General features: G+C 69.0%; 25 protein-coding genes and 1 tRNA gene. 7 read left to right on the forward strand and 19 right to left on the reverse strand.

Translation table 11 applies throughout. From position 1 onward, the window contains the following. The first annotated feature begins 383 nt into the window (after positions 1-383). Positions 384-965 carry a hypothetical protein gene (locus AC1XX3_RS00665; protein ID WP_483319148.1) on the forward strand — a complete coding sequence of 194 codons (582 nt, stop codon included), beginning with the start codon at positions 384-386 and terminating at the stop codon, positions 963-965. A 239-nt stretch (positions 966-1204) separates the two neighbouring features. Beyond that, complete coding sequence (locus AC1XX3_RS00670) at positions 1205-1648, forward strand: hypothetical protein (protein ID WP_483319149.1); 444 nt, start codon at positions 1205-1207, stop codon at positions 1646-1648. Positions 1649-1842: 194 nt separating this feature from the next. Here the strand turns inward: AC1XX3_RS00670 and AC1XX3_RS00675 are convergent. From AC1XX3_RS00675 to AC1XX3_RS00705, 7 genes are all read right to left on the reverse strand, one after another. After that, positions 1843-1918: transfer RNA gene (locus tag AC1XX3_RS00675), tRNA-Ala, on the reverse strand. A 64-nt stretch (positions 1919-1982) separates the two neighbouring features. Then, on the reverse strand, positions 1983-2624 hold the full coding sequence (locus AC1XX3_RS00680; protein WP_483319150.1) for a histidine phosphatase family protein: 642 nt from the start codon (positions 2622-2624) through the stop codon (positions 1983-1985). Next, positions 2621-2989, reverse strand: coding sequence for a ribosome silencing factor (gene rsfS / locus AC1XX3_RS00685; RefSeq protein ID WP_483319151.1), 369 nt, complete (start codon positions 2987-2989; stop codon positions 2621-2623). Before rsfS ends, AC1XX3_RS00680 begins: the two co-directional genes overlap by 4 nt. Before the next feature lie 38 nt (positions 2990-3027). Then, complete coding sequence (gene nadD, locus AC1XX3_RS00690) at positions 3028-3690, reverse strand: nicotinate-nucleotide adenylyltransferase (RefSeq protein ID WP_483319152.1); 663 nt, start codon at positions 3688-3690, stop codon at positions 3028-3030. Then, positions 3691-3837 carry a hypothetical protein gene (locus tag AC1XX3_RS00695; protein ID WP_483319153.1) on the reverse strand — a complete coding sequence of 49 codons (147 nt, stop codon included), beginning with the start codon at positions 3835-3837 and terminating at the stop codon, positions 3691-3693. It abuts the gene before it with no gap. A 94-nt stretch (positions 3838-3931) separates the two neighbouring features. Then, positions 3932-5206: a glutamate-5-semialdehyde dehydrogenase gene (locus AC1XX3_RS00700; RefSeq protein WP_483319154.1), complete on the reverse strand. Its 1275-nt coding sequence runs from the start codon at positions 5204-5206 to the stop codon at positions 3932-3934. Between the two features lie 62 nt (positions 5207-5268). Continuing rightward, positions 5269-5589 (reverse strand): putative quinol monooxygenase, encoded by a 321-nt coding sequence (locus AC1XX3_RS00705; RefSeq protein WP_483319155.1) that lies wholly within the window; start codon positions 5587-5589, stop codon positions 5269-5271. 158 nt (positions 5590-5747) lie between these two features. On the opposite strand from AC1XX3_RS00705, the gene AC1XX3_RS00710 reads away from it, so the two are divergent. Next, positions 5748-7796 carry an AAA family ATPase gene (locus AC1XX3_RS00710; protein ID WP_483319156.1) on the forward strand — a complete coding sequence of 683 codons (2049 nt, stop codon included), beginning with the start codon at positions 5748-5750 and terminating at the stop codon, positions 7794-7796. Between the two features lies 1 nt (position 7797). Here the strand turns inward: AC1XX3_RS00710 and AC1XX3_RS00715 are convergent, their stop codons facing one another. The 6 genes from AC1XX3_RS00715 to AC1XX3_RS00740 form a co-directional block, all read right to left on the reverse strand. Next, positions 7798-8307, reverse strand: a complete 510-nt coding sequence (locus AC1XX3_RS00715; protein WP_483319157.1) for a methylated-DNA--[protein]-cysteine S-methyltransferase — start codon at positions 8305-8307, stop codon at positions 7798-7800. Then, the gene (locus AC1XX3_RS00720) at positions 8304-9431 is read right to left on the reverse strand and encodes an ABC transporter ATP-binding protein (RefSeq protein ID WP_483319158.1); all 1128 of its coding nucleotides are present in this window, start codon (positions 9429-9431) and stop codon (positions 8304-8306) included. The genes AC1XX3_RS00715 and AC1XX3_RS00720 overlap by 4 nt, the downstream gene beginning before the upstream one ends. Then, positions 9431-10519: an ABC transporter ATP-binding protein gene (locus tag AC1XX3_RS00725; RefSeq protein ID WP_483319159.1), complete on the reverse strand. Its 1089-nt coding sequence runs from the start codon at positions 10517-10519 to the stop codon at positions 9431-9433. The genes AC1XX3_RS00720 and AC1XX3_RS00725 overlap by 1 nt, the downstream gene beginning before the upstream one ends. A 2-nt stretch (positions 10520-10521) precedes the next feature. After that, a complete protein-coding gene (locus AC1XX3_RS00730) occupies positions 10522-11463 on the reverse strand; it encodes an ABC transporter permease (protein ID WP_483319160.1) in 942 nt (313 codons plus the stop codon). Between the two features lie 7 nt (positions 11464-11470). Then, on the reverse strand, positions 11471-12511 hold the full coding sequence (locus tag AC1XX3_RS00735; protein WP_483319161.1) for an ABC transporter permease: 1041 nt from the start codon (positions 12509-12511) through the stop codon (positions 11471-11473). 124 nt (positions 12512-12635) lie between these two features. Then, positions 12636-14309: an ABC transporter substrate-binding protein gene (locus tag AC1XX3_RS00740; protein WP_483319162.1), complete on the reverse strand. Its 1674-nt coding sequence runs from the start codon at positions 14307-14309 to the stop codon at positions 12636-12638. A gap of 297 nt (positions 14310-14606) precedes the next feature. Between AC1XX3_RS00740 and AC1XX3_RS00745 the strand changes: the two genes are divergently transcribed. Next, positions 14607-15254: a TIGR03085 family metal-binding protein gene (locus AC1XX3_RS00745; protein WP_483319163.1), complete on the forward strand. Its 648-nt coding sequence runs from the start codon at positions 14607-14609 to the stop codon at positions 15252-15254. Between the two features lie 96 nt (positions 15255-15350). Here AC1XX3_RS00745 and proB read toward each other — a convergent pair whose 3' ends face one another. From proB to rplU, 4 genes are all read right to left on the reverse strand, one after another. Next, a complete protein-coding gene (gene proB, locus AC1XX3_RS00750) occupies positions 15351-16481 on the reverse strand; it encodes a glutamate 5-kinase (protein ID WP_483319164.1) in 1131 nt (376 codons plus the stop codon). A 20-nt stretch (positions 16482-16501) separates the two neighbouring features. Then, positions 16502-17977 (reverse strand): GTPase ObgE, encoded by a 1476-nt coding sequence (obgE, locus tag AC1XX3_RS00755; RefSeq protein WP_483319165.1) that lies wholly within the window; start codon positions 17975-17977, stop codon positions 16502-16504. Positions 17978-18072: 95 nt separating this feature from the next. Then, complete coding sequence (rpmA, locus tag AC1XX3_RS00760; protein WP_483319166.1) at positions 18073-18345, reverse strand: 50S ribosomal protein L27; 273 nt, start codon at positions 18343-18345, stop codon at positions 18073-18075. Between the two features lie 10 nt (positions 18346-18355). Further along, positions 18356-18667, reverse strand: coding sequence for a 50S ribosomal protein L21 (rplU, locus tag AC1XX3_RS00765; protein WP_483319167.1), 312 nt, complete (start codon positions 18665-18667; stop codon positions 18356-18358). Between the two features lie 215 nt (positions 18668-18882). On the opposite strand from rplU, the gene AC1XX3_RS00770 reads away from it, so the two are divergent. Both AC1XX3_RS00770 and AC1XX3_RS00775 read left to right on the forward strand, forming a co-directional pair. After that, complete coding sequence (locus AC1XX3_RS00770; protein ID WP_483319168.1) at positions 18883-19641, forward strand: HipA family kinase; 759 nt, start codon at positions 18883-18885, stop codon at positions 19639-19641. Then, positions 19638-20111, forward strand: coding sequence for a DUF3037 domain-containing protein (locus AC1XX3_RS00775; RefSeq protein WP_483319169.1), 474 nt, complete (start codon positions 19638-19640; stop codon positions 20109-20111). Before AC1XX3_RS00770 ends, AC1XX3_RS00775 begins: the two co-directional genes overlap by 4 nt. Before the next feature lie 36 nt (positions 20112-20147). Here AC1XX3_RS00775 and AC1XX3_RS00780 read toward each other — a convergent pair whose 3' ends face one another. Then, entirely contained in the window at positions 20148-21590 is a 1443-nt protein-coding gene (locus AC1XX3_RS00780; RefSeq protein WP_483319170.1) for an FAD-dependent oxidoreductase, read from the reverse strand. Positions 21591-21705: 115 nt separating this feature from the next. Between AC1XX3_RS00780 and AC1XX3_RS00785 the strand changes: the two genes are divergently transcribed. Next, the gene (locus tag AC1XX3_RS00785; protein WP_483319171.1) at positions 21706-22092 is read left to right on the forward strand and encodes a DUF1304 domain-containing protein; all 387 of its coding nucleotides are present in this window, start codon (positions 21706-21708) and stop codon (positions 22090-22092) included. 133 nt (positions 22093-22225) lie between these two features. Here the strand turns inward: AC1XX3_RS00785 and AC1XX3_RS00790 are convergent, their stop codons facing one another. Then, on the reverse strand, positions 22226-25315 hold the full coding sequence (locus tag AC1XX3_RS00790) for an Rne/Rng family ribonuclease (RefSeq protein WP_483320189.1): 3090 nt from the start codon (positions 25313-25315) through the stop codon (positions 22226-22228). Between the last annotated feature and the right edge of the window lie 444 nt (positions 25316-25759).

The raw sequence follows: 25759 nt of genomic DNA on the forward strand, positions 1-25759 counted from the left end.
AGACTCGAACTCCGGACCTCTTCCATGCCATGGAAGCGCGCTACCAACCCTAGAACAAGAGCACGAGCGCCCGCTAACTAGGCAATTTACGTTAGTCCTCATTGCGGGTCGTCAGGGTTCACATCCGTCCGAACCCTCTAGTGTTGTTGAATGTGTTGTCAGGCGCTAACGTTCCCTAGCACTGTCTCGACTCAGGACACTCCCGAATAGAGTTCGAACAGCGAGCCCTCTGTCCTTGTGGGAAGGCAGAGGGCTCTGCTATCTCTGGGTGTGCCGCTGAGACGCCGTGTGTGCCCGATCTGAGCGCATTGTAGAACACCGTGACGTCCTCTTGAGGCTTCCATTCCCGAGGGCTTAGATCGCCAACCAGTTAGCCTCATGCCATGGAATTTTGGATGAGCGCGACTGCGCCGTGGTGGAACGGTCTGTTGGGCATCGTTATTGGTCTTCTTGCGGGGTGGTTCGCAGACAAGAGTCGTAGCAGGGCAGCCGCCAGGGAGACTGCTCGCCTACAGGTCCAGGCCACGTGCATAGAGATGGCGAACGAGGCTGTCGATTTCGCCACCACATTTCTTACCACCGTGGAGAGGTTGAACAAGGCGGAGCCTGCCCGTCCGTTGACGCCCGAGGTACGGGCGCAGTGGGATGAGGCTCTGGACCCCCTGGAGAAGACGGCATTCAACTTCTCGAATCTGTACACCAGGCTCCAGGTCATGGCCCCCGACGATCTGATCGAGGCCGCGCGCAACATGCTCATAGTCCTGCAAGAGGCAAGTAGTAGTGATATCGAATTTGATCCTGACGAGTTGACAGCCTGGGAGCTGAAGTTCCAAGACGCTCACGACATCTTCATCTTCGGCGCGCGTGTTATCACTCACCACAACCACCCACGCTTGGAGAACCGGGCTCCGTTCAGGAAGGTGCGGGCATACCTATTCAAGCGTAGGGCTCTGCGAGGCGGATAGCCCGAGTGTGCCTCTGTGCGACGTGCTGGGCTGCCGAAGATTGCACTGACGACGTAGCGTCCAGCGCGGTCCTTGCTGAGGTCCAACTCAGCGGGAATCAGGCTCGTAGATCCTGCTAGGTGCCCACGAGGTCCTTGGCCATCCTTTTAGCCCTCGTACTCCACCACTTCTGGTCTCAGTACGGGCCTCAGCCGCCCGCTAGGCTCCCGGCATGACGTTGATTCAGATGCTGGTGCCGTTTGCTTGGTGTCCTCGTCGGTGGCGTCATCACCTACCTGACGACGCACAGCCACGAAAGCAGCCGTGCGAAGCGTGAAGCGCAGGAACGCTGGGTCACTGAGGTTCAGTCCCTAGCCTCGACTCTCCTGGGGCTGGCGTTCAAGTTCAGCCTTCAGTTCGGCATCCTGAGATTGGCCTACGGGGCGCGACAGGCTCAGCAGCATGCCGAGTATGTTTCGGACCTCAACTCCATGCTCGCCGAAATGCAGAGCCTGAGCCTGCGACTTCGCGTCCTGAACGCCGGTGATATCTCAGAGGCTGCGGAGCGGATCGTGGGAGTGCACGTCAAGTACCGAATGACTGACTCCGACGACGAGTTCGGTGAGTGGCTCGATGCGTCGAGCGAGGCGCAGGCCGCACTGCTGCGAGCGGTGCAGCCGCTGGCTGCACGGCCTGGTACGTGAGCGGCCAGACAACCGAGCAGTTGGCGTGCTGACAACACACTGTGCTGTCAACTGTGCAGGGGTCGGTCGAGAACACCAATATGCAGGTGCTGTCAGAACGTGGTGTGCTGTCAGAATCCGTTGTCATTGGAGCCTGTCAGGGCTGCTCTTGAGTCAATAAGAGCACTGAATACGCCTCTGACTAGGTGTCTTGCTGGTGGAGCATAGGAGATTCGAACTCCTGACCTCTTCCATGCCATGGAAGCGCGCTACCAACTGCGCCAATGCCCCTCGCGTCTCGCCCGTCACACCGTGTCGAACAAGCCTCGTAGATACTAGCCGATTCCCTGCCCAGTCACGAAATCGGCCCGTTCAGCTCGCCCAGTCCGGTGACGTTGTAGTCCTCCAACCGCCAGAATCCGCCGCTGCGGTGGCGCACCACGGTGGCCCAGGCGCAGTTGTCCATGCCGGCCAGCCGGTTCCACAGTTCAGGCGGCAGTCCGACCAGGCAACCGATGCCGGCGCGGGCAGCCAGCCCGTGCATGGTGACCACCACGGTTGAGCCGTCGGGAGCGGCGGCGGCGATCTCCTCGAAGGCCTCAGCGACCCGGTGTCCGACCTCGGAGACCGTCTCGCCGGTCGGTGAGCGGCGTACGTCCTCGCCGGCGGCCAACCGGTCGACGGTCTCCGGGTCCAGCAGCCGCGCCTGGTCGGCGGTCAGACCCTGCCAGGTGCCGACGTGGATCTCCCGCAGCCGTACGTCGTAGCGGACCTCCAGGCCGGTGACCTCGGCCAGCGCGGCTGCTGTCGCCCGCGCCCGGGACAGGTCACTGGACACGATCTCGGCCGGCTCGTAGCGGGCCAGCAGCTGGGCAGTGGCCTTGGCCTGCGCCTGACCGAGGTCGTCCAGCTCGATGTCGGCCTGGCCCTGGTAGCGGCCGGTGTGGTTCCACGAGGTACGGCCATGGCGCCAGACGATCAGGCGCGCGGCGGTCATCGGGTCTCGTCGACCCGGAGCTCGATCCGGGGGCAGTCGTGCCAGAGCCGCTCGAGGGCATAGAACTTGCGCTCCTCGGTGTGCTGCACGTGCACCACCACGTCGAGATAGTCCAGCAGTACCCAGCGCTGCAGCCGATCCCCCTCGCGGCGAACGGGCTTGGCATCCATGGCTCGCAGCGCCTCCTCGATCCCATCCACCACGGCGCCGACCTGACGCTCGTTAGACGCGGTGACGACGAGGAAGACGTCGGTGATGGCCAGCTGCTCCGAGACGTCGTAGGCGACCAGGTCGGTGCCCAGCTTGTCGGCGGCGGCGGTGGCCGCGGCCCGGGTCAGGGCGATGGCGCGTTCGGTGGCAGTCACAGGATTTCTCTTCTCGTTGGTACGTAGGTGCGCGATGTTCAGCTGGAGTGGTAGAGACCACGCTTGGCGATGTACTGGACGATCCCGTCCGGGACCAGATACCAGATCGGGTTCGCCTCGGTCACCCGCTGGCGGCAGTCGGTGGAGGAGATGGCGAGCGCGGGCACCTCCATCAGTGTCACCCGCTCCTGCGGCAGCTGGTCGATCGCCGGCGAATCCAGCTCCACCCCCGGGCGGGTACAAGCCACGAAGTGGGCCAGGGTGAACAGCTCCTCCACCCCACGCCAGGTCATGATCTGTGCCATCGCGTCGGCGCCGGTGATGAAGAACAGGTCGACGTCCTCGCCGCGTTCGGCCCGGATGTCCTTCAGCGTGTCGACGGTGTAGGTCATCCCGGGTCGGTCGATATCGACGCGGCTGACCGTGAACCGCGGGTTGGAGGCGGTGGCGATCACCGTCATCAGATAGCGGTCCTCGGCCTCGGAGACCTGCCGGTCGGCCTTCTGCCATGGTTCGCCGGTCGGAACGAAGACGACCTCGTCGAGGGAGAACTTGGTGGCGACCTCGCTCGCCGCCACGAGGTGGCCGTGGTGGATCGGGTCGAACGTGCCGCCCATCACGCCGAGGCGATAGCGATGCGCGGACGCGGCCGAGCGGTTGCGGGCCAGGCCGGTGGGTGATGGCCGCGGTGAGTCGGACATCTAGCTGTGCGCGCGGCCCTTGCCGATGGACAGCGTGATCAGCAGCGCGGCGATCAGCAGACCGAAAGCGATCAGACCGAAGCCCCAGGCCGGGATGGGAAGCTCGTGACCGACTTCGGTTTCGAGCAGTGTGAGTCCGAACATCATGGCTGAAGACTACCGGTCATCTTCCACTGGTGCCGCCAGGCCCCGCCCCCGCCCCGCCGTCGCCGAGTGACGCCCCCCGGGCCCGGCCACCGACTCAGCCGCGGGTCTGACCGGCGCCCGTGACCACGTACTTGGTCGAGGTCATCTCCACCAGCCCCATCGGTCCCCTGGCGTGCAGCTTCTGGGTCGAGATGCCGATCTCCGCCCCGAAGCCGAACTCGCCCCCGTCGACGAAGCGGCTGGACGCGTTCACCAGCACGGCCGCGGCGTCGACCTCGGCGACGAAGCGCTGCGCCGACGAGGCCGAATCGGTGACGATGGTCTCGCTGTGACCGGTGGAGTACGTCCGGATATGACCAAGGGCGGCGTCCAGTGACTCCACCACCGCTGCGGCCAGGTCGAGGGACAGGTATTCCTCGGCGAAGTCGGCGTCGTCGGCGGGCAGCACCTCGCCGTAGGACGCCACCCGCTCGTCGCCGTGCACTGTGACGCCCGCGGCCCGCAGCGCCGACAGTGCGCCGGGCAGGAACTCGGCAGCGATGTCGGCGTGCACCAAGAGGGTCTCCACCGCGTTGCACACCGAGGGCCGCTGGGTCTTGGCGTTCAGCAGGATCTCCAGGGCCATGGCCTGGTCCGCGCTGGCATCGACGAACAGGTGACAGTTGCCCACCCCGGTCTCGATCACCGGCACCTGGGAGTCGCGCACCACCGCCTCGATCAGGCCGGCCCCGCCACGCGGGATGAGGACGTCCACCAGGCCACGTGCCTGCATCATCGCGGTGGTCACCTCGCGAGGACCGGTGACCAGCTGGATCGCATCCTCGGGCAAGCCTGACGCGGCCAGCCCTGCCCGGAGCGCCGTCACCACGGCGGCGTTGGACTCGACCGCTGACGACGACCCTCGGAGCAGCGCGGCGTTGCCGGACTTCAGGCAGATGCCGCCGGCGTCGGCGGTCACGTTGGGACGCGCCTCGTAGATGATGCCCACCACGCCGAACGGCACCCGCACCTGGCGGACCTGGACTCCATTGGGGTTCGTCCAGCCTCGGACCACGTCACCGACCGGATCGGGCAGGGCCGCGAGCGAGCGCAGTCCCTCGACCATCCCGGCCAGCCGCTCACTGGTCAGCCGCAGCCGGTCGACCAGCGCCGCCGCGGTGCCGCCGGCCTCGGCCCGGGTGACATCGCGCTCGTTGGCCTCCAGCACCTGCGTCTCGGCCTTGGCCAGCGCGTCGGCCATCGCCTGCAACCCGGCGTCCTTGGCCGCCCGGGTGGAACGCGCCAGCACCCGCGCCGCCGCGCGGGCGCGGATGGCCTGGTCACCGAAGGCGGCGTTCGGCGTGTGCGATCGGGTGTCGGTGCTGCTCACAGGTCAAATCTAGTCCGGCGCAGCATACCGGCCGCGACGTTCTCACTCCGGCGGCACCAGCGTCAGATCAGACCCTGCTCCGGGGTGCCGGCGGGGATGGGCGACATCCGGATCACCGAGGTGGGCCCGGCCATGAGTCCGGTGGTCCGCTCCACCAGCTGGCGGACGGCTTCGCCGGCGCCGTGGGCGTCCAGCAGCGCCGCAGTGGTCCACTTCTCCAGCATGTAGATGGTGTCGCCGGGGGCGTCATGGATCGCGTACAGCTCACACCCCGGCTCGGCGTGCACCGCCGGGATGGAAGCGACCAGGGCTTCGCGCAGCTCAGCCAGACGGCCCTCGGCCGCCTGGAAGACAGCCACCACGACCACCGGATTGTCCGACATGCACCCACGCTCCTTCGCTGTGCGGCGTGTCGGCGACACGACCGTCGGGGTGAGCCTAATGGGCCCGACCGTGGCTGCCTGACATGCTGGCGGCCTGGCGGTATCGCCGCCCGGCCGTAGGTGCGAGGATGTCGCCACATTCGGGGAGGAGATCAGCGGTGTCGAGACTGGTGTTGCCCGACGATCTGGCCGTCTTGATGTCCGGTGAGCCATACATCGACGTGATCGGTGTCGCCGCGCCCTGGCGGGTGCCGCCCGGCTGGTGGGAAGCGGCCCAGGTCCGGGTCCGCGAACTGGTCGAGGACCCCCGCGCCGGAGCGAGCCAGAACTGGACCAGCTGGCCGGACAACACCCGGGACGTGGCGCCGTTCCTGCAGAACATCGCCATGGCACTCGGCGGCTACGTCGCCATCTTCGCCGGGGAGCACGCCCAGTTCCCCGAGCAGCTGATCGCCGAATACCTGTCGCCCGGCCAGCGGCGCGAGCCGATGGTCGCCCGCAACTGGTATCTGACCGACGCTGAGTGGCCGCTGTTCCTGCTCAAGTTCGCCGGCGCTGACCCCGAGCGGCGCCGGTCGGCACTGGAGCTGTCCCGCGACTGCGTGGCGTTTCTGGCCGAGGTCGCGCCGCTGCGCGGTCGCGCCGAGGCCCTGATGGCGGTCTACGACCGCGTGCTGAGCTCGGCGACACTGCTGCACGAACACTGCACGCAGCCGTACCCCGAGGTGGCCCGGAGCTGGCGCCACCAGCTGCTGACCGAGGACGAGCTCGCCCTGCTGCCCGAGATCGGTGGTTGGCCGGCCGCGTTGGCCTGGTCCTACCAAGGTCTCGCCGCGGCCCACCATCATCTGGCTGCGGTCACCACCCGGGCGCAGAGCGTGCCGGTGACGGTCGCGTCGATGGCGCTGGCCGACAAGCTCGCGACCCTGCCCGCCGGTCTCTCGGTCGCCGTCGGCTCGGACGAGTTCGCCGAGATCTCGGCCGCCTTCGAGGACCTGCGCAACGGCTTCGACGCCGACAGCTGGCTGCAGGAGAACCGCGGCTGGCTGGCCCGCGGGATGCTGGCCGGTGAGATCGAGGCGTGCCGGGTGTGGCTGGCCATGGCCGCCCAGGTGTCGCGCGTCGTCGCCGGGCTGCCCCGAGCGCCGCAGCCGTCCCGGTCGCCCGACACGATCGGCTTCGTCACCGATGTGGAGGAGCTGTTCACCGTCCGCCGAGCCGTCAACCCGTTGGTGCAGTCCTTCGCCGCCCGGATGAGCGAACGAGTCACCCACCCGGTGGTGGCCCCCGCGAGCCGGCCGCGGCCGCGCCCCCTGGCGTCCACCGACACCGACATCGACGAGGTCGATGACGACATCCCGGAGGTGGAGATCGGCGACCCGCAGGGTGAGCTGGCTGCCCTGATCGGGCTGGAACCGGTCAAGCAGCAGGTTCGCCGGCTCGTGGCGGAGGCTCGCGCCGACCAGCTCCGCCGCCAGGCCGGGATGCCGGAGAGTGACCGATCGCGACACATGGTCTTCCTGGGCAACCCCGGCACGGCCAAGACAACCATCGCCCGGCTGCTGGCGCGGATCTACGCCGAGCTCGGAACGTTGTCCAACGGCCACCTGGTGGAGGCCAGCCGGGTCGACCTGGTCGGTGAGTACATCGGCCAGACAGCACCCAAGGTCCGCAAGATGTTCAACAAGGCATCCGGCGGCGTGCTGTTCATCGACGAGGCCTACGCGTTGATCCCCGCCGACTCACACCGAGACTTCGGGGTCGAGGCAGTCGCCACCCTCCTCAAGATGATGGAGGACCGCCGCGACGAGGTGGTGGTGATCGTGGCCGGCTATCCGGCGGAGATGCGCCGGTTCCTCGCCTCCAACCCCGGTCTGGCGTCGAGATTTCCCAAGACGCTGACGTTCGAGGACTACAGCGACGACGACCTGGTCGCCATCTTCCGTCTGATCGCCACCGCGCAAGGCTTCGTGGTCGGTCCCGGCGTGGACGAGACCCTACGTTCCTTGGTGCCGCACCCGCACCCACCCGGTTTCGGTAACGGCAGGTTCGTCCGCAACCTGTTCGAGGAGGCTGTCTCGATTCAGGCGGAGCGGATCATCTCGATGCCCGACCCGACCCCGGACGCCATCCGGATGCTGCTCAGCGTGGACATCCCGCGAGAGGCACCGCCTACCGACCGGCCGCTGCAGGGCATGTACCTCTAGCTCAGAGCAGGGTCGGCGGCAGTGCTCCCTCGCACTCCAGCAGCCACACCTTGGTCTCCCGCTCCCGCCCCGGCTCACCACCGGAGAAGCCGCCGAGCCCGTTGCCGGCCACCACCCGGTGGCACGGAATGATCACCGGCAGCGGGTTGGCGGCCATGATCGAGCCGATCGCCCGGGCCGGAATGGCAGTTCCGGTGCGGGCGGCGAGCTCGCCGTAGGTGATCGTCTGACCGTAGCCGACCGTCTCGGTCAGCGTGTGCAACACCGTGCTGCGCACCGACTCCCCCGGTGGCGGCAGGTCCAGGGGCAACGCGAAGGCGGTCCGCCGGCCGGCGAAGTAGTCGCTCAGCTGGGCCAGAGCCTCACCCAGCAAGTGGTCGGCCTCGCCGGCGTCGTCGGCCGGGGAGCCGCCGGCGGGCCGAAGTCCCCAGCCGATGCGGCGCACGCCCGCCGGTCCGGCCAGCACGCCCAGCGTCCCGACCGGTGTTCGCAGCGTCGCGAACCGCGTCACGCCACCGGCTCGACGACCAGGTCGGGGTCGGTGATGGCGATCGCCCCGGTCATGATCTCCTCGGCCCAGTGGCAGGCGACCCGGCGACCCGGCGCGACCTCGGTCAGCTCGCGCAGGACAGGGACCTCGGTGTCGCACCGGCTCTGCTGTCGGAACGGGCACCGGGTGTGGAAACGGCAGCCGCTCGGCGGGTTCGCCGGGCTGGGCAGGTCACCACGCAGCAAGATCCGCTCGCGCTGATCCTCCACCGCCGGGTCGGGGATCGGGATGGCCGACATCAGCGCGATCGTGTACGGATGAAGCGGCTTGGCGTAGAGGTCGTCGGAGGGAGCCTCCTCGACCAGCTGACCGAGATACATCACCCCGATGGTGTCGGAGATGTGGCGGACCACCGCCAGGTCGTGCGCGATCACGATGTAGGTAAGGCCGAGGAGGTCCTGCAGCTCCTCCAGCAGATTGATCACCTGCGCCTGGACCGAGACGTCCAGCGCACTGACCGGCTCGTCGGCGATGACCAGGTCGGGGTTGAGGATCATCGCTCGGGCGATACCGATCCGCTGCCGCTGTCCGCCGGAGAACTCGTGCGGATACTTGGCCAGCGCGCCGCGGGGCAGACCGACCACCTCGAGCATCGACGCCACCTTGGCCAGGTGGTTCTTCGGTGAGTCCGCGCCGAACCGCTCCCGGTCAGCCGGCGACAGCCCGTGCACCCGCAGCGGCTCGACCAGCAGGCTCTGCACCGACTGACGTGGGTCCAGGCTGGCCAGCGGGTCCTGGAACACCATCTGCATCCGCCGGCGGAGCTTGCGCAGCGGCTCGGCCTTGAGTGCGGCGAGGTCGTGGCCGTCGAAGATCACCGACCCGCCGGTCGGCTCCTCCAGTCGCAGCAGGGCGCGGCCGAGCGTGGACTTCCCGCACCCCGACTCCCCCACCAGCCCGTACGTCTGACCGCGGGCGATCTCGAGGTCCACTCCGTCCACCGCCCGTACGTGGCCCACGGTGCGGTCGAACACGAGGCCCTGCTTGATCGGGAAGTGCACTTCCAGCCCGGAGACCGACAACAGAGCGGGCGCCCGGGTGGTGGTCGCGACCGAGGCGGTGGTGGCTTCCGAGGCGGTGGTCATCACAGGTCTCCTCGTACGTCGTGCGCGGCGTCCGCGGGGATGCCCCCGGCCGGGTGCACGCAGCGCATCCGGTGGGCCGGTGCCGCGGTCGGAATCAGTTCCAGGTCGCTGACGATGCAGTCGTCGGCCGCATGCGGGCACCGGGGGGCGAACGCGCAGGCCTTCGACCAGGAGATGGTGTCGCGGGGGGTGCCCGGGATGGGCCGCAGCGCCTCGCCGCGGGGGGCGTCCAGCCGCGGGATCGAGCTCAGCAGTCCTTCGGTGTAGCGGTGCCGCGGGTGGGCGAACAGCTCGCGCCGCGGGGCCGACTCGACCACCCGACCGGCATACATCACGTTGACGAAGTCGCAGAGCCCGGCCACGACGCCGAGGTCGTGGGTGATCATCACCATCGCGGTGCCGAGGTCGTTGACCAGCTCTTTGAGCAGCTCGAGCACCTGGGCCTGGATGGTGACGTCGAGGGCGGTGGTCGGCTCGTCGCAGATCAGCAGCGACGGCTTGCAGGCCAAGGCGATGGCGATCAGGGCACGCTGACGCATGCCGCCGGACAGCTGGTGCGGATACTCGTCCAGGCGACGGCGGGGGTCCGGGATCCCACAGCGGCGCAGCAGGTCCTCGGCCTCGGCGCGGGCGGCGGACCGGGAGATGTCCTGATGGCGGCGCAGCACCTCGGTCACCTGCAGCCCGACCGGAATCACGGGGTTCAGGGAGCTCATCGGGTCCTGGAAGACCATGGCCAGATCCTTGCCGCGCAGCTCGGCCAGGTCGCGGTTGCTCAGCCGGAGCAGGTCACGGCCGCGATAGAGCACCTCGCCGCTGACCTGCACCCCGCGGCGGGGCAGCAGCCCCATCACGGCCATCGAGGTCACCGACTTGCCGCTGCCGGACTCCCCCACCACGCCGACGATCTCGCCGGGCTTGACGCTGAAGGAGACCCCGTCGACAGCGGCGGTCGCCGGTCCCCGGCGTCGCTGGAACCGTACGCTCAGGTTCTTGATCTCCAGCAGCGCCTCGTCGCGGTTCACCGGGCCGCGGCTGCCGCGACGGCCGCCGGCGGGGGCGGCAGCGGGGGTGATGGTGGACGACATGGTCATCTCCTCGACTTCGGATCGAGCGCTTCACGCAGCGACTCACCGAACAGGGTGAAGCCGAGTGCGGTGACGGCGATGCAGAGGCCGGGCAGCACCGTCAGGTGTGGGTCACTCTGCAGCCGGTCCTGGGCCTTGACCAGCATTCGGCCCCATTCGGCGACCGCCGGGTCCGCCGCGCCGAGCCCGAGATAGCTGAGCGCGGCCACCTCGATGATCGCCGTGGCCAGGGTGAGGGTGGCCTGGACGATCACCGGACCCAGCGAGTTGGGCAGCACATGGCCCATCACGATGCTGCGACGGCGCAGACCGAGCGAGAACGAGGCCAGCACATAGTCCTGACCGCGCTGGGCCAGCATCGAGCCGCGCAGCAACCGGGCGAAGATCGGGATCTGCGCCGCGGCGATGGCGATCATGATCGCGGCGGGCCGTCGCCCCAGCACGGCTGCCACGCTGACCGCGAGCAGCAGCGACGGGATGGACAACAAGATGTCGACGATCCGCATCACCAAGGTGTCCACCCAGCCACCGAAGGCGCCGGCGACACCGCCGAGGAGGGCACCGCCGACCAGCCCGAGGGCGGTGGAGACCACCCCGATGATCAGCGACTGGCGGGCACCGTAGACGAGCTGCGTGAACAGGTCGGAGCCGAAGGGGTCCAGGCCGAGCCGGTGCTCGGCCGAGCTGCCCGGCACCTGGTTGGGCGTCACCTGGTCGATCCACTGGCTGCCGGCCGGGGCGTACGGGGCGATCAGCGGCGCGAAGACCGCCACCGCCACGAAGCCGAGCACGATCAGGGCACCGATGATCGCCGAGGGGTTTCGCGCCATCCGCGCGAACGCTCCACGCCACAGGCTGGTGCCGCGCTCGTCGGACCGGCCGTCGCCCATCAGGGCCGACAGCGACTCCGGACGGGATGCCTGCACGGGATCGAGGGCTGTCATCTCTGCCTCACTTGGTCCGCAGCCGGGGGTCGATGACGCCGTAGAGCAGGTCCACCGCGAGGTTGACCAGGGCGTACACCAACGCGATGAAGAGGATGAAGCCCTGCAGGACAGCGAAGTCCAGCCCGCTGATGGCGTCGAACAGATAGGAACCGATGCCGTTGAACGCGAACACCGACTCGGTCAGCACCGCACCGGAGAGCAGCGCCCCGGTCTGCAGGCCGATGGTGGTGGTGACCGGCAGCATCGCGTTGCGGAGGACGTGGCGGACAGTGATCAGCTGCGGCGCCAGGCCTTTGGCGGTCGCGGTGCGGACATAGTCCTCATTCAGCACGTCGATCACCGAGGCGCGGGTCATCCGGACGATGATCGCCAGCGGGATGGATCCCAAGGCGATGGCCGGCAGCACCAGGTGCACCACCGCGTCCCAGGCTGCATCCCACTCCCGGGTGAGCAGACCGTCCAGCACGTAGAAGTTGGTCACGTGGGTGGCGTCGATCCGCGGGCTCTGCCGCCCAGACGTGGGTAGCACGGCCAGGTCGGCCAGCGAGATGCCGAAGATCTGTCCCGGCAGGCCGATCGCGAAGACGATCTTGAGCAGGTACGCCAGCACGAACACCGGGATCACCACACCAAGCAGTGAGCCTCCGACAGTGACCAGATCGATCACGCCGCCGGCCCGGCGGGCCGCGAGGTAACCGAGCGGGATGCCCACCACGATGGCGAAGAGGAGCGCTGCGACCGCCAGCTCGATGGTGGCTGGGAACCTGTCGAGAAAGGTACCGAGGACCGGCTCTCCGGTCCTGGGCGAGGAGCCGAAGTCACCGCGCAGCAGCCGGGCGGTGTAGGTCAGGTATTGGGTGAGCAGCGGCTTGTCGAAGCCGTACTGCGCGTTCACCTGCGCGATCGAAGCGGGTGTGGCCTTCTCGCCCAACAGCGCTCGCGCCGGGTCACCGGGCAGCGCACGCAGCCAGGCGAACAGCAGCACGCTGAGCCCGAACAGCACGGGCACCATCAGCAGGATCCGACGGATCGTAAATCTCAGCACGGGTCACGCCCCTCTGCTGGGTCGGGACGGCAGCTGCCGTCGTGGTCGGGAGACAGGGGCGGGTCCGGGACCGCTCGACGAGCAGACCCGGACCCGACCGTTGGAACCGTTGCGGCTCAGCGCCTCACTTGGCCACCGTGACGTTGTTCCAGACCTCGTCCTGCACCGGGCTGGCGACGTAGCCCTGGACGTCCTTGCCGAACGCCAGCGACGGCGCCGGGTGAGCAAGCGGCACGCCCGGGACGAAGGTGGCGATCTCCTGGTTGATCTTCGAGTAGACCGGGAGCTGCTCCTCGCGGGTGGGCAGCTCACGGGCCGCCTTCAGGTCCGCGAACAGCTTCTTGTTCTCAAAGCCCCACTCGTTGGCCTTCTGACCGAAGAAGACGCCGACGAAGTTGTCCGGGTCGTTGTAGTCACCGGTCCAGCCGAGCAGATGCAGGTCATGCTTGTCGGTGCCGCCATCACCTTGGATCATGTCCAGGTAGTCGGGGCTCCACTTCGCCGCGACCGGCTCGACCTTGATGCCGACCTTCTCCAGCTGGGACTTGATCACCGCGAAGGTGTCCTCCGGAGACGGCATGTACGGCCGCGAGACCCCGGTCGGGTAGGCGAACTTGACGGTGAGGTTCTCCTGGCCGGCCTCCTTCAACAGCGACTTCGCCTTGTCGACGTTGTACGCATACTCGGTCACCGAGTCGTTGTAGCCCTCGACGGTGGGTGGCATGAACTGGGTGGCCACCACCGATCCGTCGGGCAGCGAGCTCTTGACGACGCCTTCCTTGTCGATGGCGTAGCTGATGGCCTGGCGCACCCGTACGTCCTGCAGCGCCTTGTTCTTCTGGTTCATGCCGAGATACAAGATGTTGAAGGCGGGCCGGTTCTGGATCTGGAAGCCCTTGTCCTTGAGTGGCTGCAGGTCGGCCGGGCCGACCAGGTCGTAACCGTCGATCTCTTCGGACTCCAGGGCCTGGGTCCGGGCCTTCGGATCGCTGATGGTGCGGATGATCACCGTGTCGACCTTGGCCTTCTCGCCCCAGTAGCCGTCGTTGCGCTTCAGGGTGACCTGCTGACCACGGTCCCACTTGTCGAAGACGAAGGGACCGGTGCCGGTCGGGTGCGCGGTGGCGTACTCGGAGAACCGCGGGTCGGACTCACTGCCGGAGGTGTTGTCCGCGTTGTACTGCTTGAGTGCCGTCGGGCTCTGCATCGAGAACGAAGGCAGAGTCATCGCCTGGACGAAGCCGGCGAACGGGCTCTTCAGCTTGACCGTGGCTTCGGTGGCGCTGCCTGCGGTGCAGGAGTCGTAGATGCCGCCGGTCTTGCCGGTCTTGAAGCCCTTGAACAAGTTGTTGTAGTAGTACGTGATGTTCTCGCTCTGGTTCAGCCCGGACCAGTTGTACCAGCGGTCGAAGTTGGCGCAGACCGCCTCGCCGTTGAAGTCGGTGCCGTCGGAGAACTTGACACCTTCGCGGAGGGTGAAGGTGTAGCTCTTGCCGTCAGCAGCGGCCTTCCACTCGGTGGCCAGCAGCGGCTCCAGGTCGGTCGTCCCGGGCTTGGCGCTGACGAGTCCCTCGAAGATCTGACGCGAGATGCGGAACGTCTCACCTTCGCTCGCCATGGCGGGGTCGAGCATCACCGGGTCGGACGACGCGGCGAAGACGAACTGGCCGCCGCCGGCACCAGCGCTCTCGCTGCCTTCCGGGGCGCGCTCGCTTTCGGCGCAGGCGGCGAGCGAGCCGACCAGAGCGAACGTCGCGGCCAGGGCCGCAGCGCGACGGAATGATCTCGTGATACGCAAGATGGTCACCTCGATTTATGCGGGCGGGAGGGCCCGGCAGATGAATTCCTAGTGCTTTTGACCGCTGCCGCGGGCGGCTGGCCTGGAGTGACCCTATCCCACCCTGTTCGCTGGATGTGGTCTGGTCGCGCCCCCGTTGCCGGAGTGCAACCTGGCGCAACCCGGGAGGAATACGACCCCTTTGCGCGGCAGCGGCGCGCGGGCGGCCGGGTCGGTGCCGCTAGCCTGTGATCGGATCAATCAACGCGCCGAGCCGCGTCCGGAGATGTTCGACACCCCGACAGAGACGAGGACCCGATGGCCTGGATGGAAACCGAACGGACGATGCTGGTGGCCACGCTGCGGGGGTCCGATCCCGAGGCGGCCACCCTCTGCGAGGGGTGGAACGTCCGGCAGCTGCTGGCGCACCTGGTGCTGCGCGAGCATGAGATGACGAAGATCATCCGCGACGCCGTGCGCCGGCCCAAGCCGGGAAACGAGCACTTCCTCAACCAGACCGCGGACGCTGCACGTACTCCCGACGGGTATGCCGCCCTGGTGGACCGCTTCGCCGCCGGACCGGGCCGTTGGTCGCCGATGCGGGCGCTGGGCGATGCCGCCAACCTGGTCGAGTACGTCGTCCACCACGAGGACATCCGGCGCGCAGGCCCCCATCCCGCTGACCCGCGCGTGCTGCCGGCCGGCGAGGTGGCCGCGGTGTGGCGCCACTCCGCCATGCTCACCCGGGCCAGCTATCGCGGCTGTCCGGTCGGGGTGGTCCTGCAGGCCCCGGGCGCGGAGCCCCGGGTGGCGCACAAGGGGGCCGACCCGGTCACCATCACCGGCGAGCCGGTGGAGCTGGTGCTGCACGCCATGGGTCGGCGCGACGCTGCCCGGGTGGAGATCGGTGGGGCGCCGGAGCCGTTGGCGGCGTTCACCGCCTGGCTGGCCGGTCCTGGCCGCTGAGCCCGCACTAGCCCGGCCGGTCGAGGACGACGCGATAGTTAGTCAATTAGGCCGGTCGAGGACGACGCATCAATTAGGCCGGTCGAGGACGACGCATCAATTAGGCCGGTCGAGGACGACCAGGGCATCGCGGTGCACGACGGTCCGGTCGTACCCGGCCCCCAGCGCCGCGGTCAGCTCCTTGGTGGTGCGACCGAGCAGCTCGGGCAGCTCGTCGGAGTCGTAGTTGGCCAGCCCCCGCGCCACCACCTTGCCGTCGACATCGACCAGGTCGACGGCGTCGCCGACGGCGAACGTACCGCGCACGGCGGTGATGCCGGCCGGCAGCAGTGATGCGTTGCGGTGCACCACGGCGCGAACGGCGCCCGGGTCCAGAGTCAGCTCGCCGTGGGCATCACTGGCGTGCTCCAGCCACAGCAGCCGGGTCGGACGCCGCGGGCCGGTGACGTGGAACTGTGTCCCCACCGGTTCCCCGGCCAGTGCCTCGGCTGCCCGGTCGGCCGCGGCGAGCACCACCGGGATGCCCGCGGACGTGGCGATCCGGGCCGCGTCGATCTTGGTCACCATGCCACCGGTGCCGACCGCCGAGCCCCTGGACGAGATGTCGATGGCCGTCAGATCGGCGTCGCTGTGGACGTCGCTCACGCGGCGGGCGCCGGGCTTGTGGGGATTGGAGGTGTAGAGCGAGTCGATGTCGCTGAGCAGGATGAGTGCGTCGGCGTGCACCAGGTGCGCCACCAGGGCGGCCAGCCGGTCGTTGTCGCCGAACCTGATCTCCTGGGTCGCCACCGTGTCGTTCTCGTTGACGATTGGCACCACGCCCAGCTCAAGCAGCCGACCGAACGTCCGGTAGGCGTTGCGGTAGTTTCCGCGCCGGGTGACGTCGTCGACGGTCAGCAGCACCTGGCCGACGCCGAGCTGCTGCGTCCCGAACAGGTGGGTGTAGTAGCCCATCAGCAGTCCCTGACCGACCGATGCCGCCGCTTGCTGGGTGGCCAGGTCACGCGGCCGGGTCCGCAGGGCGAGCGGGGCCAGACCGGCGGCGATCGCGCCGGAGGAGACCAGCACCACCTCCCGCCCCGCAAGCCGGGCGCCGGCGAGCGCATCGACCAGGGCCTGGATCCGCTCCGGGTCGATGCCGCCGGTGGGCGTGGTCAGCGACGACGACCCGACCTTGACCACCACGCGGTGGGCGCCGGCGATCACGTCGCGGACCTGCTCGCTCATCGTCTCGTCTTCTGGGTGGGTCAGTCGTCGACCGACGGGGTCGCGTCCGCGGGCCGATGGTCTGCGACCCACGCGTCGTCGTCGCGGGTCTCGTGATACTCGCGGTCCTTGGCGCGACGACGCTGTGCGGCCGGGCGCTCCTCCTCGAACCGCTGATCCTCACCGCGGCGACTGAGGATCTCAGCCCCGACGTCGATCTGCGGAGCGAAATCGAAGACGACAGCGTCCTCGCCGCCGATGGCCACGCCGTCACCGGCGCGGGCACCCAGCTCGAGCAGCTTGTCCTCGATACCGATCCGGTTGAGCCGGTCAGCGAGATAGCCGACCGCCTCGGCGTTGTTGAAGTCGGTCTGGCGGACCCAGCGCTCGGGCTTCTCACCCCGGACGCGCCACAGCTCGCCCTCGGCCTCGACGGTGAACTCTTCCTTGTTGCCGACCGAACGGGGCCGCAGCACGATCCGGGCCGGTGCCGGGGCGGGCATGCTGGCCCGGCGGGCGGCGACGATCTCCGACATGGCGAAGGTCAGCGCCTGGAGGCCCTCGTGGTTCTTGGTGGACACCTGGAAGACCCGCAACCCACGGGCTTCGATGTCGGGGGTGACCAGCTCGGCCAGCTCACGAGCATCGGGGATGTCCACCTTGTTGAGCACGACCAGCCGCGGGCGGTCCTCGAGCCCGCCGTGCGCGCTCAGCTCCGCCTCGATGACGTCGAGGTCGCTCAGCGGGTCCCGTCCGGCTTCGAAGGTGGCGCAGTCGATGACGTGCACCAGAGCTGCGCAACGCTCGATGTGGCGCAGGAAGTCATGTCCGAGACCCCGGCCCTCGCTGGCGCCTTCGATCAGACCGGGCACATCGGCCACGGTGTAGGTGAGATTTCCTGCCACCACCACACCGAGGTTGGGGACCAAGGTGGTGAACGGGTAGTCGGCGATCTTCGGCCGGGCCCGGGAGATGGCGGCGACCAGCGACGACTTGCCGGCGCTGGGGAAACCCACCAGACCGACGTCGGCGACCACCTTGAGCTCGAGCGTGATGACGCGGCTCGTACCCTCTTCGCCGAGCAGGGCGAAGCCGGGCGCCTTGCGGGCCGACGAGGCAAGGGCCGCGTTGCCGAGGCCGCCACGACCACCGCGGGCGACGACGATCTCGGCACCTTCACCGGTGAGATCGGCCAACCGCTCGCCGGTCTCGGCGTCGGTGACCACGGTGCCGTCCGGCACCGGCAGCACGACGTCTTCGCCATTGGCGCCGTTGGAGTGGTCGCCTTTGCCGGGTACGCCGTTGGTGGCGTGCCGGTGGGACTGCCGGTGGTAGTCCACCAGGGTGGTCAGGCTGCTGTCGACGCGGAGGATCACCGATCCCCCGTCACCGCCGTTGCCGCCGTCCGGGCCGCCGAGCGGCTTGAACTTCTCACGCTTGACAGATGCGCAACCGTGGCCGCCGTTGCCGCCGTACACGTGGAGCGTCACCTGGTCCACGAAACTCGGGATCGCCATGAGCTTGCTCCTTTCGTGTGGGTGGTGCAGGAAATGCCGAAGAGGGCGGCCCAGCAAGCCGGGCCACCCTCTTGGTATGTCGATTCAGAACTGAATCACTGTGCCGCGACAGCAACCTCGACAGGCGTGATGTTCACGACGCGACGGCCACGCTTGGTGCCGAAGAGCACCGTACCCTCACGCAGCGCGAACAGGGTGTCGTCGCCACCGCGGCCGACACCGTCGCCCGGGTGGAAGTGAGTGCCGCGCTGGCGCACGATGATCTCGCCGGCGTTGACCAGCTGACCGCCGAAGCGCTTCACGCCGAGGCGCTGCGCATTGGAGTCGCGACCGTTCCGGGTGGAGGATGCGCCCTTTTTGTGTGCCATGTCTGTGTCCTCAGCTCTCGATGCCGGTGACCTTGACCTGGGTGTACCGCTGACGGTGACCCTGGCGCTTCCGGTATCCGGTCTTGTTCTTGTACTTCAGGATGTGGATCTTCGGACCCTTGCTCCCGCCCACGACCTCGGCCGTGACCGACGCGGACGCCAGTCCGGACTTGTCCGAGGTCACCGACTCGCCGTCGACGACGAGCAACGGCTGGAGTTCTACCCGCGCACCAACAGCTGGGTCATCGACCTTGTCGAGCTCGATGACGTCGCCGACGGCGACTTTGTGCTGGCGGCCGCCACTACGCACGATCGCGTACACGCCTGACCTACTCTCTTAGAAGACTGTCTGCAGGTGGTGTGGGCCCCTCGACCCGAGGGATCAGATTGGCCAGCACACCGAAGGCGCGCGACCAACGCACACCGAGGGTCAAGATTACGCGGCTGTGGTCCGCACGGTCAAACCGGCGGTCCACGGCCCTGTCAGTCTGAGTTAAACCCACTCCCCTTTCCGGCGCGGCCCACTACCCTGGGCCGGTGCTTCCTCGGATCGTCGCCACCACCTATCTGACCGCCCTGCGCGAGGGCGGTTCGCTTCCGGGGGTGCTGGAGGCCGATGACCTGGGGACGTATGTGGTCAAGTTCACCGCCGCCGGTCAGGGGCCCAAGGCACTGGTGGCCGAGATCGTGGTCGGCGAGCTGGCCCGGCACCTCGGCATCCGTACGCCCGCGCTGGCGCTGATCGAGGTGGATGCCGAGATCGGCCGGCGGGAGCCGGACGAGGAGGTGCAGGAGCTGGTGGCCAAGAGCGCCGGGCTGAACCTCGCGGTGGATTTCCTGCCCGGCTCGGTCGGCTACGACCTCACCTTCGAGGTGCCGGCCGAGGACGCCGCACGGATCGTGTGGCTGGACGCCTTCGTGGCCAACGTCGACCGCAGCGCCCGCAACACCAACCTGCTGATCTGGCATCGCACCCTGTGGGCGATCGACCACGGCGCCTGTCTGCGGTTCCACCACGCCTGGGGCAGCCAACAGGCCTTCGCCGAGTCGTCCTACAACTACGACGACCATGTGCTGCGTCGGATCGGCGACCCGAGGACGGTGCACGACGAGCTGAGCGCCAAGGTCGACGCCGACGTGCTCGCCGCGGTGCTGGACCTGGTGCCGGACGAATGGCTCGAACCCGACCCGCACCGACCCGACCCCAAGGCCCCCGCGAGCGCCGCCGAGGCCCGGGTGGCGTATCGCGACTATCTGCTGGCCCGGCTCGCTGCCGCTTCTCGGTGGCTGCCGTGACGTCGGCGCCCGGTCGTGGCGAGGGTGACCGCCCACGGCATCCTCTCCAGTCGCCGGTCCCCCGGCACGCCTTTCAACCGTCGGTCCCCCGGCATGCCTTCCAGTACGCCACCCTGCGGGCAGTGCCGCGGGTGGAGCGTGGTGAGTTCGTCAACATCGGCGTGGTGCTCTATTGCCAAGAGCTGGACTTTCTCGCGGCCGAGGTGGAGCTGGACCCCGACCGGCTGATCGCGCTGTGGTCCGGGGTCGACCTTGATGCGGTGGCCCGTTCGGCCGACGCTGTCGTCCAGGCGTGTCAGGCACCGGTGGGGTCGGCCCGCACGAACACCGGCCTGGCCAACCGGTTCGGCATTCTCACCGCGCCGCGGAGCACGGTGGTTCAGCCCTCTCCGGTGCACGCCGGAGTGACGGCTGATCCCGCCCGGATGCTGAAGGCTCTGGTGGCGAAACTGGTCACCCCGCCTCGCTGACCCCCGTGGATGGGACCTCGGCCCACGCCGAGCCTGCTAGACCCCCGTCAGGGGGTGGTCGCCGGCGTGGTCGTCGGCGGCGGCGAGCAGCTCGCTGCGGTGGGCCAGCGTGGTCCGTTGGCGGCCGTGGCTCACTCCGCGTTCGATCTCGGCGGCGTCGATCCGGTGCCATGCCGGCATCCCGAGCGGTTGCAGGCCCCGCTCGGCCAGCAGCGCGTCGAGCTCCTCGATCCGGTGTCCAGCGGTAATGGCACCGTCGTGGATATCGGCGATCAGTGACATCACCGTCTCGACGGCGTCGGACCTGTTGGTGCCGATGACGCCGGTGGGTCCGCGCTTGATCCACCCCGTGACGTACTCATCGACCGAGAAGGCCCCGTCGCGGATCACTCGGCCTTCGGAGTGCGGCACCCGCCCGGTGGCGGCGTCGAACGGTACGCCGGGCAGCTGGACCCCTTTGTAGCCGACCGAACGGACCACCAGCTGCGCGTCCAGGACGGAGGTGTCACCGGTGCCCTCGACCAGCCCGTCGGCGTTGATCCGGGTTCGTTCCAGTCGGACCTGCGCGACCCGATCGACGCCGAGGATCTCCACCGGCCGGGTCCAGAAATGGAAGTGGATCCGCTTGCCCGCTCCGGTGAGCGGCTGGTCCGCCCATTGCCGCATCACCGCCAGGTTGCGCGCGGCGACCTTGTCCCGGCCCACCACCGCCTCGCCGGACGCGTCCAGCTCCAGGTCAGCCGGGTCGACGAGCACCGCTACGTCCGCCAGCTGGCCGAGCTCGCGCAGCTCCTTGGTCGTGAAGGCGGTGTAGGCAGGTCCACGACGGCCGAGGATGTGGACATCGGTGACCGTCTTCGCGGCCAGCGAGCTCAGCACGTCGTCGGCCATATCGGTGGTCGACAGCTCGTCGACTGACTTCATCAGCACCCGGGCCACATCCAAGGCGACGTTGCCGATGCCGACCACCACCGCCTCGCGCGTGGTGGACACCAGCTGGGCGGCGAGCTCTCGACGGCCGTCGATCTCGGCCGGTCGCGCTCCCACCTGCTCGACATCGGGGTGCACGTCGGGGTGGCCGCAATACCAGGCGACGAACTCGGGTGCGGCGATGCTGCCCGGCAGGTCCTCCCCCGGGATCCCCAGCCGTCGGTCGCTGCCGGCACCGTAGGCGTAGATCACCGCGTCGACGCGGTCACGCAGCTCGGCGATCGTCAGGTCCTGGCCGATGGTCACGTCGCCGAAGAACCGCACCCCGCTCTTCGCCAGCGTCTGTTCGAGGGTGTTGCGGATCGAGCGGATGCTGTGGTGGTCCGGGGCCACGCCGTAGCGGACCAGCCCGAAGGGCACCGGCAGCCGGTCGAGCACTGCCACGCTGACGCCCACGTCGCTCTGCTGGCTCAGCGCCTCCGCGGCATAGATGCCTGACGGCCCGGCACCGATGATGGCGACGACGTAGTGACCTTCACTCGGGCTCACCCGCTCAGTATGTCCCGCACCCCACCCGTTCGGGCGAGATCGCGGCGATTCTCGGTGCCGCGGGCCGACTGATCGGCCGGCCGGGGACCAGGGCCGCCGCTACAGTGCACTGGTGATGTCTACTGCCCTGGTGCTCGCCGCTCTCGCGGCCGCCCTGCACGTGCTGATCTTCGTGTTCGAGTCGCTGTGGTGGACGCGGGAGAAGGTCTGGCGCAGGTTCGGGGTCACCTCCCAGGCCGACGCGGAGACGACCAAACCCCTGGCCTACAACCAGGGCTTCTACAACCTCTTCCTGGCCATCGTCACCGCGCTCGGGGCGATCCTGGTGCTGGCCGGAGCGACCATCGAAGGCTGGACCATGGTGGTCGTGGGCTGCGGCAGCATGCTGGCCGCGGCCCTGGTCCTGACCTCGACCGGGCGGCGCTATCTGCGCGCCGCGGCCATCCAGGCCGTCCTGCCCCTGCTGGCACTCCTGACCGCCTTGATCGGCCTGCTGGTCTGATCCGCTTCCGTCGAGCAGACCTCACGCTCGGCAGTACGTCTCGGCGGCCGCCGAGAGACGAACAAACCCCCCGTGGCCGTCCGGCCCGCCGTCGCGGCGGGGCGGTCGGACACGAGGGGTTCGCCGTGACCCGTCAGCTGGTGGCGGGATCGTCGTTCGGGGCCTGCTCCGGCCGCACCTGCGCCGCCACGATGGGATCCTCGTGGGACTCCTCACCCCGGGGGGCAGCTGCCGACGTGGACTCCGCGGCGGCGTCGGCACCGGTATCGCGCGCCGCGCCACGACCACGGCGGCTCCGACGAGCACGAGCCGGTCGCTCGGTGGAGTCGGCGCTGCCTTGATCGACCGGGGCTTGATCAACCGGGGCCTGACCGACTGGGGCCTGACCGACTGGGGCCTGATCAAGCTGAACCTGATCAACTGGGGCCTGCTCGAGCTGAACCTGATCAACTGCGGCCTCATTAACCGGGGCCTCGTCGACCGCGGTCGTCGTCTCCCCAGCCTCGGTCACCACGGCGTCGGTCACCACGGCGTCGGGCACTACGGCCTCGGTCACCACGGCGTCGACGTCGGTCACCGTGCCAGCGGGCTCCGGGCGGTCGTCGACCAGCACGGCGCCCTCGACGACGGCAGCCACCTCAACCTCGTCCTGGCGGATATCGCTCCGGCCGCCGCCGTCCGCGTCGCCACGGCGACGACGTCCGCCCCTGCCCCCGCGCTCGTTACCTCCGCGCTCGTCGCCGCGCCCATTACCAGCGGACTCCTGGGCTTGCTTATCGGTGCCACTGCCGCCGTTGTTGCCACCGCCGTTGTTGGCGCCACCGTTGTTGCCGCCACCACCGTTGTTGCCGCCCCCACCACTGTTGCCACTACGGCGGGTGTCGCGCGGACGGGCCTCGCGGGTGCCACCGTCGGCCTGCTTCTGGGTGTCGACGGGCAGGGTGTGCAGCTCGACGCCACTGCCGTGGCAGTGCGGGCACTCGGTGCTGAACGCCTCGAGCAGACCCGTACCGATCTTCTTCCGGGTCATCTGCACCAGGCCCAGGCTGGTGACCTCGGCGACCTGGTGCCGGGTCCGGTCGCGGCCGAGGCACTCGACCAGGCGACGCAACAGCAGCTCACGGTTGTTGGGCAGCACCATGTCGATGAAGTCGATGACGATGATGCCGCCGATGTCGCGCAGCCGCAGCTGACGGACGATCTCTTCGGCCGCCTCCAGGTTGTTGCTGGTGACGGTGGCCTCGAGATTGCCTCCGGTGCCGGTGAACTTGCCGGTGTTGACGTCGATGACCGTCATGGCCTCGGTGCGGTCGATGACGAGCGAGCCACCCGAGGGGAGGAACACCTTGCGCTCAAGGCCCTTGGCGATCTGTTCGTCAAGGCGGTGTGCGGCGAAGACGTCCTCGTTGTTCTCCGGTTCCCAGCGCTTCAGCCGGTCCTTGAGGTGCGGAGCCACGTGGGTCACGTACGCCTCGACCGCGTCGTAGGCGTCGTTGGCCGCTCCGTTGCCCTGAATCACGAGCTCGGAGAAGTCCTCGGTGAACAGGTCGCGGACGATCCGGACGGTGAGGTCAGGCTCGCCGTAGAGCAGCTGCGGGGCGTTACCGGCCTTGACCTTGCGCTCGATGTCCTCCCACTGTGCCTTCAACCGGTTGACGTCTCGGACCAGCTCTTCCTCGCTGGCGCCCTCCGCCGCGGTCCGCACGATGACGCTGGCGGACTCGCCGACCAGGTCGGCCAGGATGTCCTTGAGCCGCTTGCGCTCGATGTCGGGCAGCTTGCGCGAGATCCCCGACAGGTGGCCGCCGGGGGCGTACACGATGTAGCGGCCGGGGATGGAGACGTGGTTGGTCAGCCGGGCGCCCTTGGCCCCGACCGGGTCCTTGGAGACCTGCACCAGAATCGTCTGGCCGGACTTCAGCACCTTCTCGACCTTGCGGCCCTCGCCCTGCGCGCCGAAGGACTCCCAGTCGACCTCGCCGGCGTAGAGCACGGCGTTGCGTCCACGGCCGATGTCGATGAAGGCTGCCTCCATCGACGGCAGCACGTTCTGCACCCGGCCGAGATAGACATTGCCGATCAGTGAGGTGGCCGACGCCCGGTCGACGTAGTGCTCGACCAGGATGTTGTCCTCGAGCACGGCGATCTGGGAGAGGTCGTCCCGCTGCCGCACGATCATCTTGCGGTTCACGGCCTCCCGGCGGGCGAGGAACTCGGCCTCGCTCAGAATCGGTGCCCGACGCCGGCCGGCGTCGCGACCTTCCCGGCGGCGCTGGCGCTTGGCCTCCATCCGGGTGGAGCCGGAGATGCCGGTGACCTCGTCGCTCGGCGCTGCGGCCTTCTTCCGGGCCCGCGGCTCGCGTACCCGAACCACGACCTCGGTCGGGTCGTCGGCGGCCGAACCGGAGTCCTCGCCGCGGCGACGGCGACGGCGGCGACGGCGACGCTGGCCCTCGCTGTCACCCTCGTCGGAGTCGTCGGCACCGGACTCGCCCTCGGCGTCGACCGGGGTCTCGTCTGCACCGGAGTCAGCCGCGTCGGCGGTGTCACGAGCGGCGCCGGTGTCACCGGTGGCTGCGTTCCGGGTGGGGGTGGCTTCGTCGGCGTCGTTGTCGGACTCGCCATCCGCACCGCCCCGACGATGGCGGCGACCACCGCGGCGACGGCGGCGGCGGCGGGTGGAACCGTCATCGTCGGAGTCGTCGTCAGCGGACGCGCCGGCAGGCTCGTCCGCGGTGCCCTCGTCGTCCGCGTCAGCCTCGTCGGCCTGGTCGTCGCCGACCGGGTTCGCGACGGCGGCCGAACGGGCTTCTTCGATGACCGGCACCGAGAACGGGTCGGCCCACAGCCGGCGGGTACGCAGCGTGAGCTCGTCCTCCTCCTCGTCCTCGTCCTCGTCCTCGTCGATATCGGCGGCGGCGGCCGCAGCAGTGTCGACGGGCTGGTCTACGGCGCGGGTGTCGTCGGCGGCGGAGGTGTGCTCCGCGACGGCGGGCTGCTCGGGCTCCAACGCCTCGGGGGCGATCTGGGACAGCGGGTCGTCGTTCGGCTCGACCGCCACCGGCTCGGGAGCGGCAGTCTTCTTCGCCGCTCGCTTGCGCGGAGCGCGGGTACGAGTGGCCGGTGCGGCCGCTTCCGCCGTGGCCTCCGAAGCCGGCGCAACGGCCTCAGCCGGGGAGGTCACGGGTGCCTCGACCTCGACCGGGGCCGTGCTGGGCGTGATGTCGTCGGCTGCGGCCGGGGTCGCGGCGGCGCTCTTAGCGGTGCGCTTCGCGGGTGCCTTCTTGGCTGCGGTCTTGCGGGCGCTCACCTTGCGGGGCGCCCCGTCATTCCCGGCGCTCGCGGTGCCGGGCGCCCCGTCATTCTCGGCGCTCGCGGTGCCGGGGGCGGCGTCGTCCCCGGCGCTCGCGATGCTGCGGGCGGCGTTTCGAGCTGCGGTCGCCTTGCGCGGGCTGGACTTCCGGGCCGGCTTTGTGGTGTCGGCTGCCTGCTCTGCGGCGGGTGCGGCCGGCTCGACCACCGGGGCGACGGCAGGCTCGGTCACGGTGATGGGCGGCGCGGTCGAGGCCGAGGCCGGCGGACCGGCGGGACGGCTGGCAGCGCGGCGGCGGCGAGGCGCCGGGGTGGTGGGTTCTGTTGCGGTCGTGTCGGGCTCGTTGTCGAGCAT

The sequence above is a fragment of the Microlunatus sp. M237 genome (assembly GCF_056896895.1).

What these genes read in the sequence shown, in the direction of transcription:
- AC1XX3_RS00665 (WP_483319148.1), top strand. Translation starts at nt 384, where the DNA reads ATGGAATTTTGGATGAGCGCGACTGCGCCGTGGTGGAACGGTCTGTTG.
- AC1XX3_RS00680 (WP_483319150.1), bottom strand. Translation starts at nt 2,624, where the DNA reads ATGACCGCCGCGCGCCTGATCGTCTGGCGCCATGGCCGTACCTCGTGG.
- nadD (WP_483319152.1), bottom strand. Translation starts at nt 3,690, where the DNA reads ATGTCCGACTCACCGCGGCCATCACCCACCGGCCTGGCCCGCAACCGC.
- AC1XX3_RS00695 (WP_483319153.1), bottom strand. Translation starts at nt 3,837, where the DNA reads ATGATGTTCGGACTCACACTGCTCGAAACCGAAGTCGGTCACGAGCTT.
- AC1XX3_RS00705 (WP_483319155.1), bottom strand. Translation starts at nt 5,589, where the DNA reads ATGTCGGACAATCCGGTGGTCGTGGTGGCTGTCTTCCAGGCGGCCGAG.
- AC1XX3_RS00720 (WP_483319158.1), bottom strand. Translation starts at nt 9,431, where the DNA reads ATGACCACCGCCTCGGAAGCCACCACCGCCTCGGTCGCGACCACCACC.
- AC1XX3_RS00725 (WP_483319159.1), bottom strand. Translation starts at nt 10,519, where the DNA reads ATGTCGTCCACCATCACCCCCGCTGCCGCCCCCGCCGGCGGCCGTCGC.
- AC1XX3_RS00730 (WP_483319160.1), bottom strand. Translation starts at nt 11,463, where the DNA reads ATGACAGCCCTCGATCCCGTGCAGGCATCCCGTCCGGAGTCGCTGTCG.
- AC1XX3_RS00745 (WP_483319163.1), top strand. Translation starts at nt 14,607, where the DNA reads ATGGCCTGGATGGAAACCGAACGGACGATGCTGGTGGCCACGCTGCGG.
- proB (WP_483319164.1), bottom strand. Translation starts at nt 16,481, where the DNA reads ATGAGCGAGCAGGTCCGCGACGTGATCGCCGGCGCCCACCGCGTGGTG.
- obgE (WP_483319165.1), bottom strand. Translation starts at nt 17,977, where the DNA reads ATGGCGATCCCGAGTTTCGTGGACCAGGTGACGCTCCACGTGTACGGC.
- rpmA (WP_483319166.1), bottom strand. Translation starts at nt 18,345, where the DNA reads ATGGCACACAAAAAGGGCGCATCCTCCACCCGGAACGGTCGCGACTCC.
- AC1XX3_RS00785 (WP_483319171.1), top strand. Translation starts at nt 21,706, where the DNA reads ATGTCTACTGCCCTGGTGCTCGCCGCTCTCGCGGCCGCCCTGCACGTG.